Source organism: Bacillus sp. LL01 (assembly GCF_001037965.1).
This window is the reverse complement of sequence record NZ_LFEL01000001.1, coordinates 737,106-748,745: the sequence shown is the minus strand read 5'-3', so window position 1 is coordinate 748,745 and position 11,640 is coordinate 737,106. Positions and strand designations below refer to the sequence as shown.

Annotated in this window: 10 protein-coding genes and 2 riboswitches; of the genes, 7 read left to right on the top strand and 3 right to left on the bottom strand. The window is 38.0% G+C overall.

From position 1 onward, the window contains the following. Positions 1–28: 28 nt before the first annotated feature. Positions 29–2,320, bottom strand: coding sequence for a 5-methyltetrahydropteroyltriglutamate--homocysteine S-methyltransferase (gene metE / locus AB685_RS03825; protein ID WP_047969186.1), 2,292 nt, complete (start codon positions 2,318–2,320; stop codon positions 29–31). A 151-nt stretch (positions 2,321–2,471) separates the two neighbouring features. Further along, a riboswitch (cobalamin riboswitch) is annotated at positions 2,472–2,664 on the bottom strand. Between the two features lie 66 nt (positions 2,665–2,730). Then, a riboswitch (SAM riboswitch) is annotated at positions 2,731–2,841 on the bottom strand. Between the two features lie 252 nt (positions 2,842–3,093). Between metE and AB685_RS03820 the strand changes: the two genes are divergently transcribed. The 3 genes from AB685_RS03820 (at position 3,094) to AB685_RS03810 (ending at position 5,853) form a co-directional block, all read left to right on the top strand. Next, positions 3,094–3,531 carry a BrxA/BrxB family bacilliredoxin gene (locus tag AB685_RS03820; RefSeq protein WP_047969185.1) on the top strand — a complete coding sequence of 146 codons (438 nt, stop codon included), beginning with the start codon at positions 3,094–3,096 and terminating at the stop codon, positions 3,529–3,531. Between the two features lie 284 nt (positions 3,532–3,815). Further along, a complete protein-coding gene (locus AB685_RS03815) occupies positions 3,816–5,318 on the top strand; it encodes a glycosyl hydrolase family 18 protein (RefSeq protein WP_047969184.1) in 1,503 nt (500 codons plus the stop codon). A 121-nt stretch (positions 5,319–5,439) separates the two neighbouring features. Beyond that, the gene (locus tag AB685_RS03810) at positions 5,440–5,853 is read left to right on the top strand and encodes a hypothetical protein (protein WP_053073717.1); all 414 of its coding nucleotides are present in this window, start codon (positions 5,440–5,442) and stop codon (positions 5,851–5,853) included. A gap of 85 nt (positions 5,854–5,938) precedes the next feature. On the opposite strand, the gene AB685_RS03805 is transcribed toward AB685_RS03810, so the two are convergent. After that, a complete protein-coding gene (locus tag AB685_RS03805; protein WP_198530448.1) occupies positions 5,939–6,193 on the bottom strand; it encodes a hypothetical protein in 255 nt (84 codons plus the stop codon). A gap of 419 nt (positions 6,194–6,612) precedes the next feature. Here AB685_RS03805 and AB685_RS03800 point away from each other — a divergent pair, with 419 nt between their 5' ends. From AB685_RS03800 to AB685_RS03790, 3 genes are read left to right on the top strand one after another with little or no spacing between them, the layout of a single operon-like run. Then, positions 6,613–7,305 (top strand): response regulator transcription factor, encoded by a 693-nt coding sequence (locus tag AB685_RS03800; RefSeq protein WP_047969182.1) that lies wholly within the window; start codon positions 6,613–6,615, stop codon positions 7,303–7,305. After that, positions 7,283–9,520, top strand: coding sequence for a HAMP domain-containing sensor histidine kinase (locus AB685_RS03795; protein WP_047969181.1), 2,238 nt, complete (start codon positions 7,283–7,285; stop codon positions 9,518–9,520). Before AB685_RS03800 ends, AB685_RS03795 begins: the two co-directional genes overlap by 23 nt. After that, positions 9,521–10,027, top strand: coding sequence for an RNA polymerase sigma factor (locus AB685_RS03790; RefSeq protein ID WP_047969180.1), 507 nt, complete (start codon positions 9,521–9,523; stop codon positions 10,025–10,027). Positions 10,028–10,160: 133 nt separating this feature from the next. Here the strand turns inward: AB685_RS03790 and AB685_RS03785 are convergent, their stop codons facing one another. Further along, positions 10,161–10,568: a hypothetical protein gene (locus AB685_RS03785; RefSeq protein ID WP_047969179.1), complete on the bottom strand. Its 408-nt coding sequence runs from the start codon at positions 10,566–10,568 to the stop codon at positions 10,161–10,163. A gap of 268 nt (positions 10,569–10,836) precedes the next feature. On the opposite strand from AB685_RS03785, the gene AB685_RS03780 reads away from it, so the two are divergent. After that, a complete protein-coding gene (locus AB685_RS03780; RefSeq protein WP_047969178.1) occupies positions 10,837–11,628 on the top strand; it encodes a transporter substrate-binding domain-containing protein in 792 nt (263 codons plus the stop codon). Positions 11,629–11,640: the final 12 nt, after the last annotated feature.

Sequence of the window (11,640 nt, the reverse complement as noted above, 5' to 3'; positions counted from 1 at the left end):
GATCTCGTATCCATCTAATAAACCAAGTCTATCCTTTTCTCACCATCAGTTTTTCTCTTGTTTGTGCTGCAGCTTGAACCATCACTTCAAGGGCTGCAATCGTTTCAGGCGTACCGCGAGTCTTTAAGCCACAATCGGGATTAATCCAGAACTGCTTTGGATCAAGCACTTGAAGGGCGCGATCAATGTTGTTTTGTATTTCATCAAGTTTTGGGATCCTTGGACTATGAATATCATAAACTCCAAGCCCTATCCCGTTGTCATACGTATTTACTTCAAAAGAGTGAATGAGCGAACCATGGCTTCTGGAGGTCTCAATTGAAATAACATCAGCATCGAGTGCTTTAATTGCTTCGATAATATCTTCAAAGTCCGAATAACACATATGTGTATGAATTTGTGTTTCATTTTTCACAGAGGATGTTGCAAGTTTAAATGAATAGACTGCTGCGTTAAGGTAGTCTTCCCATTTTTCAATCTTTAGTGGAAGTCCTTCACGGAGTGCGGGTTCATCCACTTGAATCATACGTATTCCATTTTCTTCGAGGAATTCCACCTCTTTTTTTAGAGAAAGTGCTATCTGGTTTGCCACTTCAAAACGGGAAATATCATTTCGAACAAAAGACCAGTTTAAAATGGTAATGGGGCCTGTAAGCATGCCTTTAACAGGTTTGTCTGTCAACGATTGGGCAAATAAGGTTTCATTAATTGTCATTGGGGATTTGAATGAAACATCACCGAAAATAATAGGTGGCTTTACACATCTTGATCCATATGACTGTACCCAACCGGACTTCGTGAATTGAAAGCCAGCTAATTTTTCCCCGAAATATTCTACCATGTCAGTACGTTCAAACTCTCCATGTACAAAAACATCAAGGCCGATTTCCTCCTGAATATGAATCCACTTTTCTATTTCAAATTTAATAAATTCCTCATAATCCGAATCAGTTATTTTGCTTTTACGCCATTTTTGACGCTGTTTAATAACTTCTTGTGTTTGAGGAAAGCTGCCAATAGTAGTAGTAGGAAGAAGTGGTAATTGGAAAGCAGCCTCCTGCAATTTTTGGCGAACATCATATGTAGCTTCCCGTTCAGCTTTATATGAGCGCAAGTTTTTGATGTTTTCTTGGACCTCTGTGTTATTTCGTAGGGCAGAATTCTTTAGCTTTTGTATAGATTTTGTAGTTAAAGCAAGTATGTCCTGTATAGATTCTTTGCCATCTCTGATTCCTCGTGAAAGCACGGCGACTTCTTTTAATTTTTCATCAGCAAAGGAAAGTGCATCTCTTAGGTTATCATCAAGTGTTTCTTCATTCTTTACGGTTACTGGTACGTGCAATAAACTTGATGAAGGCTGTACTATTAGAGTGATTACTTCTTTTGTAATCTCTTCAAGGATTGATAAAGTATCTTCAAGGTTCGAACGCCAGATATTACGGCCGTCAACGACTCCAGCAGCAAGGACCTTATCTTTAGGAAATCCATACTTCTTTAATTCAACAAGGTTTCGACCATGATCATGAACAAAGTCGAGTCCTATCCCATGAACAGGAAGAGAAGTAATTTTTTCATAGTGATCAATTACCTCAAAATAGGTTTGTAGTAACACTTTTACAGCTGGTGCTGCTTCATGCAGGCTTTGATAGATTTCGTGAAATAATGTAACTTCTTCTTCTGTGATGGTTGTGGTTAGAATGGGTTCATCAATTTGTATCCATTCTACCTCCTCCTCCTGCAATTCTCGTAAAATCTGTGCATACAGCGGAACAAATTGCTCAACAGTAGCTTTAAACTGATTTTTATCATAGCCTTTGGCCAATTTTACAAAGGTGACGGGCCCTAAAATTACAGGTTTTCCTTTTATTCCTAGGTTTTCTTTGGCCTCCTTATAAAAGTGTAGTGGCCGGTTTTCAACTAAACTTGGCAATGTATCCTCTAACTCTGGAACAATATAGTGATAGTTTGTATTAAACCACTTCGTCATTTCTGAAGCCACAGCATTTTCTGCTCCTCTTGCCATATTGAAATAGGTCTCTAGAGGTACTTTTCCTCCCTGATAGTCAAATCGCTTAGGCACTAGGCCAAACATTACTGCAGTATCAAGTACATGGTCATAAAGACTGAAGTCGCCAATCGGTATTAAATCAATTCCGAGATCCTTTTGTTTCTGAAGAAATTGAAGACGTAACTCTTCCATTTGTTTTAAAAATTCCTGTTTCTCCAGATTTCCTGCCCAAAACTGTTCAAGTGATTTCTTCCATTCGCGCTTTTCTCCAATTCTTGGATAACCAAGGTTTGAATTTAAAACTTTACACATTTTATCTCTCCTTAATTTGTTTGGATTTTGTCATCAACTAAAAAATCTCCCTTTTCAAATAAAAGAGAGATTCATACGCACACTTAACTAGAGTTGAGACATTCTGGTTTACTCAACACGCATTTCTCACTCCCCTCTATAACCTCGTAGAGTACAAGCGCATACAACAGGCAGGTATCCTGACTTAGGTTCATTGCTTCTTATCCCTTCCCATTTCATTCTAAACAGTGGACGATAAGTCGCTCCCCATTACAGTGGCGGGACCGTGCCGGAATTTCACCGATCTTCCCTTTTTGGCCGAATAAGTTACTTATTCATTCAGCACCTGATGCATTTGATATGAAGTTTTAGTAATCAACAAAAAATAAAAACCTCTCTAAAAATATAGAGAGGCTGTGTAGAAGTATCCTCTCTTATCTGTCATAGCAATTTGCTATGCAGGAATTAGCACCTTTACAATAAAATGATTGAATGGTTGCCGGGCATCATAGGGCCAGTCCCTCCGCCTCTCTTAATAAGAGTGTTAAATATTTGGTTAATTTAGAATTAATAAACATACTAGCATGACCCATCCATACTGTCAAAGGTAATTTTTTTAAACACAAAAAAAGGAAAGCGAGCATATCACTTTCCTTCAACTAGGGAGTATAGGGGTATGGATATCAAGATGTTACAATTATAATACCCGCCAAAACAGAAAATAAACCTTTTTTATTTTATTTATTAGAAAAAAATTGGTATGATAGAGGTAGTTAAAGAAGAGGTGATACAACATGAATATCGATTTTAATATGTTTATGAATGATGTTGTTCGTACTGCCAGAGAAGAAATGGATAACGCTGGCTATGAGCAACTGAAAACAGTTGAAGATGTAGAAGAAGCATTTGCACGAAAAGGTACAACACTTGTAATGGTAAACTCCGTTTGTGGTTGTGCTGGTGGTATTGCACGTCCTGCTGCAACGCATGCGGTGCATTATGACAAGCGCCCGACAAACTTGGTTACTGTTTTTGCAGGTCAAGATAAAGAAGCAACTGAGAAAGCACGTGAATATTTCGAAGGCTATCCGCCATCCTCTCCTTCTTTCGCGCTATTAAAAGACGGCAAGATTGTAACGATGGTAGAAAGACACGAAATCGAAGGCCATGCGCCAATGTCAGTAATCACAAAGCTACAAGGGTATTTTGAAGAGCATTGTGAAGAGTTGTAAGAGTTTTAAAAAGAGTGCCGAAATCCTCAATGGGATCGGTACTCTTTTTATTTTACTTCCAGGACATAATAGCTGCATCAGAAGTGCAGGCAGATAATAACACCGTAACAAAAATTATGTTTTTACCCATTAATATCCTCATCAACTATGCCACAATTACGCTTATTTTGTATAAATAATACCGTATTTTGGAAAACGAGCGTACTAATATTTACCGCTACTCCCACTGCCTGCTACATATTAAAATGATAGATAAGCAGTTATATAGGAGGAAGTAACAGAAAATGCAACTTAGATGGAAACAGATGATTTATATTTTTGTTGTGCTCGCGCTTGTTAGTGCAACACTTGTACACTTTTTAAATACTGAACATGTACCTACAGAAACCACTCCTGTGAAAGAAGCGGAAGCGGTGGAGGAACCAAAGGATAATCCACCAGAAATCTTAAGCTTCAGCTATTCTTCTGAGGAAAAGCGAGAGTCTACTGTTAGAGGAGATGTGGAGCTAAAAGTCGAGGCAAAAGATGACAACTCCATTAGTAAGGTCGAGTTTTACAGCAGTAACGGTGACTACTTAATCGGTGAAAAAACGGAAGCACCATTCACAATCAACTGGTCGACTGATCCTTGGGTGGAAAATGGCGAGCAGACTTTAAAAGTTGTTGTGTATGATAGCGCCGGTCAAGTGGTAGAAACAAAGGAAACGGTAAGGGTGGAAAACAGTTCAAAAGCGGAAACGGGCTATAAGATGGTAGGCTATTATGCTGGTTGGGCTAGCTATTCCGGTTATAACGTTTCTGATATTGATGCAAGTAAGCTGACTCATATCAATTACGCCTTTGCAAACATCTCGGATGACAGAAAAATTGCGGTTGGCGATACAGCCACTGATTACGAGAATTTTAAGCAGTTACAAATGCTCAAAGAGAAGCATCCGCATGTGAAGACATTGATCTCGGTCGGCGGGTGGACTTGGTCGAGAAACTTCTCGGATGTGGCGTTGACCGAGGCTGCTCGCGAAACGTTTGCAGAAAGTGTACGCCAGTTTATTTTAAAATACGGGTTTGATGGGGTGGACTTGGATTGGGAGTACCCGGTAAGCGGGGGACACCCTGATAATAAGAATCGCCCGGGGGATAAGCGGAACTATACCTTACTCATAAAGAAAATCCGGGAAACGCTAGATAACCAGAGTGAGATAGATGGCAAGGAATATTTATTGACCATTGCGGCTGGTGCTAGTAAAGGTCATGCTGCCAATATGGAGTTAGCGGAGCTTCAGCGTTATGTGAACTATATTCAGTTGATGACCTATGATATCCATGGTGAGTGGGATGCTGTTACAGGTTTGAATGCGCCATTGTATCAGAACGCAGATAGTTCATGGAGTGTCCGCGATGGTGTGGAAACATATATAAACAGTGGGGTTCCTTCAGAGAAGCTTGTGATGGGATTGCCATTCTATGGTAGGGCTTTTCATGAAGTGGACAATCTTAATAATGGTTTGAACCAAAGTTTTTCTGGTGGGACTTCACTTACCTTTGCCAAGATTGATACAGAGTTCGTGGATAGAAATGGATTTTTACGCCATTGGAAAGAGGATGCAGAGGTACCGATTCTCTATAATGGTTCTACATTTATCAGTTATGATGACGAAGAATCAATTGGAAAGAAAACAGATTATATAAAATTTGCTGAGCTAGGTGGCGCTATGATGTGGGAACTGAGTCAGGACCCTGGGGAAGTGCTGTTAAATAAAATTTATATAGACTTAAATCAGGAATAACCTAGATAAATTATTATTAAGTCGGTCTCTAGGAATCTGACTAACCTTTTATTATAATCATCAGGCGCAATTGTAAACAAAATAAATTTAAAAAAGTGCATTTCGTACAAATTGAGGAATTTTGCAAAAAAGAAAAGTTTCTGAAAAGGAATCTGCAGGTTGTTCATGCACTTTCCGACGTGCTGGCAACAAACTGACTGAGCTGTTAAAGGACCATATCCTCATCGCCGGAAAAGTGGTCGATGCAGCAAAAAGCGATAACAAAGCTAATTTGGAAAATTACAATAAAGAGTGGTATAAAAATGCTGATGATATAGCCGATTTCCTTAACAAAGCCAATCCACATTGGTCGAAAGTAGAACTAAAGGAGTCTTTGGAAATGCATTTAGAATTAATTACAGAGGATGTTGCAGCAAGACTTGCAAAAGATTGGGATGCAAGTATCGTTGCTTTAGACAAAGGGATGGATCATATCATCCAGCTTGCTGACTCACTAAAAAATGGAGTAGTAAAACAATTCCCTGACAAATTCTAAAACAGTGCTTGAAGCAGTAACTTGAAAGAAACCTAATGATTGAGAGGGACCGCCTTTAAAAAGGGTCCCTCTTGCTTTAAGCTATTTAATATCCATAACCACCATATCCTCCGCCGTAACCATACCCTGGGTAATAGGGGTAAGGACGGGGGAATGGGAAAAAAGGAAAATAGTAAGGATAAAAATAAGGGTAGTATGGTCTAGGCCTTGGTCTTGGTCTAGGCCTAGGTCGTGGGTAAGGATAATAAGAACCAAGCTCTCTTTCATCAATCTGACCAGTGTAATTTTCACCGTTTTGCCATGAAATTACTTCTGAATTTAAAAATGGGTGTTGTTCCAAAACAATACCTCCCGAAAATAAAATCTGCACTCTTAATATATGTTAAAGTATGCAATATGGAGTAAGTCCAAATTATTTCACGATGGAACTCAAACTTTTAGCAGGAAGCATAATTTTATTATGCTCCTGCTAATTTTTTTGATTGAAATGGTCCATCGATAATGAAGTATCTAAAAACTAACTATTTCAATTAAAAACAGAGTATGTTAGTGAGTATTTATCTACTTGCTGATTTTCCTAAAGGAGAACGGATTAGTAAATCGCTGAGGTCTACTTGTTTTGGTATGTTTTCCCTTTAGAAAGAGTTATATAATAGGTTAGTAACTTAAGAAATTCTTAAGAAAATAATTCATTAATACTTAAGATTTACCATATATGATGGTTTTATAGAAAGATGGTAAGTGGGAGAAGGGTGAGAGATGGCGAACTATACGGTGTTGGTAGTGGATGATGAGAAGGAAATACGTGATGCAATTGAAATTTATTTGAAAAACGAAGGTGTTAGGGTCCTGAAAGCACAGGATGGGGTGGAAGCACTTGAGATGCTTCATGAAAACGAGGTGCATTTAATTTTGCTTGATGTGATGATGCCGAGACTCGATGGCATCTCTGCTACGCACAGGATTCGCGAGGAGAAGAACATTCCAATCATAATCCTAAGCGCAAAAAGTGAGGATACCGATAAAATCCTCGGACTGCAGGTCGGAGCGGATGATTATGTAACAAAGCCGTTCAATCCGATGGAGCTTGTGGCAAGAGTGAAATCCCAGCTCAGGAGGTATGTCACACTTGGAACGTTTGAAGGAATCAAGAAAGTGATTGATTTGAACGGACTGACCATTGATAAAGAATTAAAGGAAGTTACGGTGCACGGAGATCCAGTCAAGTTGACGCCGATTGAATACAAAATAGTGGAACTGTTGATGACCAACGCTGGACGTGTGTTTTCCATCAATGATATTTACGAGCGGGTATGGAAAGAGCCTGGCTACAATGCGGAAAATACGGTGGCGGTCCATATTCGCAAAATTAGAGAAAAGATAGAGATAGATCCGAAAAATCCAAGATATTTAAAGGTGGTATGGGGGATTGGGTACAAGATGGAGAAATAGAATAGTAGCTTTTTTAATGGCACTAGTTTTTGTTTGTGCGCTTAGCGGGAGCTTTTATTTTATCTATAATCTAGATAGGTTTAATCAGGATAATTATTTTGAGACGGAAGGGTTTCAGTATGAGTTACAAGAATATGCCAACTATTTGCTTACAAATGAGTTTGGAATAATATCAGCGGAAAGTGTAAAAGAAAAGATTACCGTTACGATGGAAGAAATAGAAGAGCATCGATATGAATACGGTTCATTGGACGCTCAGCTTGATAACATCCGCTATCAATATGAAGAAAGAATTCAACTGGCAGAGAATGGGGAATCTAGTGAGAATCCAGAGGAGGTAATTGCAGAAAGAGATACAAAATTAGAAGATATTCGAAAAAACTTTTCTAGTGATGAGCATGTAGAGAAGAAAATAAAAGCGGAAAAAGAAAAAATAGTGGAAGAGTACTTTGCTAAGGATTCAAACTTCGATTCGTATTTTTCAAGGTTTCATCAAGATTTTCAGTACTTTTTTGAACAAGATGGGGAAAGTTTCACCAACGTAGGCGCGAATAAAACTTCCGTAGATCGAATGTTCGGTGACGAAAATATGCAATATGTAACCATTTATACTATAAAAGGAGATGACTATTTTAATTCCTACAATTGGCCATATGAGGACTGGTTGTACCAATTAGTAGCAGAAGTGAGAGGGGATTATGAAGGGATTATAGGTGTTCCCAAAGGACTAGCTACGGATAGCGAATTGATGATTGCAAAAACTCGTTATGAAGAAAATAGAAATTGGTTTTGGAGACTTGGGATAGGGTCTTTGGTTGCCTTATTGATTTGGATTGTCGCGATGATAAAAGTTGTTTCCATGCCAAAGGAACGAGGGAAATGGCAAAATCTATATGACAAAATTCTAGTTGACCTAAGCGTAGTAGTGGTGGGATTCTCCGCTTTATTACTCTTATTCAGTTTAATGTGGGTGCATGATTGTATCAATCAGCTAACCTATAGCTCCACTATGTATCTCACTGAATTTGTTATAAGTGTGATAATCTCAACTATTTTAAGTGTACTCACTTACGTGCAATTGCGTTATTTGACAGCTAGTATGAGGCGTATGACTGACTCCAGGCAACTATGGAAGAGTAGTTTGTTCTTTATTATTTTCAAAATCTGTAAAAAAGTATATCAACGCATCTATGAAGTTGTTAAGGAAGCATTCCTAAATACAGCTACAGGCATCCAAGTGTTCATTCTCCTTGCGATAGTATTTGGACTAGGCTTTGGTTTCTTAATGATTTTTATTGATATAGCTTTCTTCCTGCTATATTTCCTTTTTGCTGTATTTATAGGTGTGCCAACGTTCATTCTTTTAGTAAAGAGTGTCGGTAATTTTAATAAGATATCCATAAAAACAGAAGAAATGGCTTTAGGGAAATTAGGCGATCCACTTGAAGTAAAAGGGAACTCTATTCTTGCTAAAATGGCAGCTAACCTAAATGTATTGAATCAAGGGGTAAAGGTGTCCTTAAACGAGCAGGCAAAAAGTGAGCGCTTGAAAACGGAACTGATTACAAATGTCAGCCATGATCTTCGAACGCCGTTGACCTCTATCATTACTTACACAGAGCTTCTCAAGAAAAACGATCTGACTGCTGAGGACCGATCCGCCTACCTTGAAATTATTGAAAGGAAGTCACAGCGTCTGAAGGGGTTAATTGAGGATCTATTTGAAGTATCAAAAATGGCGAGTGGTAATATCGAGCTTGTAAAAGAGCGTGTAGATTTAAATCAGCTTCTTCAACAAGCCTTGGCGGAATATGATAGTTCGTTGAAGGAATCTAATTTACAATTTCGAGTTACTAACACGGATAAGCCATTATATGCCATGGTGGATGGACAGAAAATGTGGCGTGTATTTGATAACTTAATCGGAAATATCGTGAAATACTCACTGGAACATTCACGAGTATATATACAAGTTCAGCAGTTTGAGAACAAAGCAAAAATTACGTTTAAAAATGTATCAAAATACGAGTTGAATGATCAAAGTGAGGAATTATACGAGCGCTTTAAAAGAGGGGATACATCTAGACATACAGATGGATCTGGACTGGGCCTTGCAATTGCAAAATCCATCATCGATCTTCATGAAGGTAGTCTCGATATTGAAACGGACGGCGATTTATTTAAAGTGAATATCTGTTTGAGAGTGGTGGAATAGGTGGATTTCACGACTATTTACAATGAGCATTTTGACAGAGTGTTTCACGTGAGCTTCTCCGTTATTCGCGACCGCCAGTTGGCTGAAGACAATGTACAGGAAACTTTCATAAAGGCGTTTAAGAAGTTGGATAGCCTTAAGGAAATTGAAAAAGTAGGTGCTTGGCTTTGCGTAATTGCAACCAGAACAGCTATTGATTTTGTCAGACGAGAGCGAAAAAACAAAGGATGTCCGATGGAATTAGAGGTGTTAGATTGTCTTGGGAAAGAAGCAGGGCATAACGTTGAAGCAGAAGTGGAAGTCAAAATGCTGAAGCAGCTACTAGATGAAAATATGAAAGATTTCACAATAGAAGACAAAAAATTGCTCGTATTAAAAATGGAAAGAGGATTAAAGGAGCGGGAAATCGCCAAGGCGTTAGAGATGCATCCTGCTACTGTCAAGTCGAAGATTCATAGGGCAAGAAGGAAGTTAAAAGAGCGGATGGCTATAGAGTTGGGTGCTTAAGGGATTATTAGTGTAGGGAACACTTTCGTAAAAAGTGCTCCCTGCACTTTTTTTGAATAAGAATTTGTATAAATGCTTTACTAGAGAAGTTTTAACGAGGACAATTTCCATTGGGGATGTTAAAGGTAATTAATTATGTTGATTCAAAATCACGTTGATCTCTTTCATCCAATTTTGCAGAAATTTCCTCGAGGATCGCTTCAATGTCCTTCGTTTGATCCTCTTCTATTCTAGTCAGGGTAGCGTTGATTTCATTAAAGCGATCGTTTACTTCATGCCTGAATAAATAGAATTCCTCGCGAAGTGTGCTAGTTGAATTTGTTAAAGAATGGAGTTCCTCTTTTATCTGGTGCTGTCCTACAGAAAGCATGAATGTCTTTTCACTAAGCCCGCTAATTTCATCTTTCATTAGTATCTGATTGTCAGAAAGGATGGAAGTTTTTTCGTTCAAGTCTTTTAATTCTTTCTTCATTTCTTCTTGAGACTGTTGTAAATCCACCATATTATTCAAAATCAAGTCCAATTTAGCATCTGTACTCATCTAATATCAAATCCTTTTTCTAGTTCAATGTAATTATAACATGAACTTAGACTAAAGGAACTATAACAGGAACTGAATATTTCAGAATAATAAAAATACAAAAACTTCATTTATCTTTATTAACTATATTGCATAAATATTAACATGTGTTAAAATACATTTATTCGAATAAACATACATCATAATAATACTTGATTTTAATGTAGGTTTGTTTCATAATTAGGTTAAAATTTTTACTTTTCTGAAAAAAGAACAGGGGGAAGTTATTGTGAAAAAATGGTTCGTGTATTCATTAATTAGTATTTTAGTAGTAGGCTTGTTGTCGGCTTGTGGAACATCCGGTAATGGGGATGAAACGAGTGGAGAAGGGGAAGATGGAAAGAAAGTGTTAGTAATGGGAACTTCCGCTGACTATCCACCATTTGAGTATATTGATACAGAAGTTGGAGAAGAGATTATCGGTTTTGATGTGGATCTTGCAAAAGCTATTACAGAAGAACTTGGTTATGAATTAAAAGTTCAAGATATGGACTTTGGAAGTTTAATTACTGCGATGAAGTCAGGTAACATTGACCTTATTTTAGCAGGGATGACTCCTACAGAGGATCGTGCTAAACAAGTAGACTTTACGGATATTTATTATACTGCTAATCACATGATTGTTTCATTGAAAGATAGCAACATTACTAGTTTGGAAGATTTAGAAGGTAAAACGGTTGGGGTTCAGATGGGTTCCATTCAGTATGACAAAGCGGAAGAGATTGCGGAAGAAGTGAATATTACTATTGAAAACCGCGACCGTATCCCACAAATTGTTCAAGATTTGAAAACTGGCCGTTTTGATGCTGCGATCATTGAAGATACAGTTATGAAAGGCTTCATGGAAAAAGATTCAGACCTTACCGGATTTACACTTGAGTCTGACGAAGAAGGTTCTGCAATCGCTCTTCCAAAAGGCAGTGAATTAACGGAGGAATTCAACCGTGTACTAAAAGAAATGGAAGAGAACGGTGAGATGGAAAAGTTAATTAACAAATGGTTTGGTGGAGAAGAAGAATAAACCTAATCGAAA

Bases quoted from the DNA above. Each gene is read 5' to 3' on its own strand.
- AB685_RS03785 (WP_047969179.1), bottom strand. From the start codon at position 10,568: ATGAGTACAGATGCTAAATTGGACTTGATTTTGAATAATATGGTGGAT.
- AB685_RS03815 (WP_047969184.1), top strand. From the start codon at position 3,816: ATGCAACTTAGATGGAAACAGATGATTTATATTTTTGTTGTGCTCGCG.
- AB685_RS03820 (WP_047969185.1), top strand. From the start codon at position 3,094: ATGAATATCGATTTTAATATGTTTATGAATGATGTTGTTCGTACTGCC.
- metE (WP_047969186.1), bottom strand. From the start codon at position 2,320: ATGTGTAAAGTTTTAAATTCAAACCTTGGTTATCCAAGAATTGGAGAA.
- AB685_RS03800 (WP_047969182.1), top strand. From the start codon at position 6,613: ATGGCGAACTATACGGTGTTGGTAGTGGATGATGAGAAGGAAATACGT.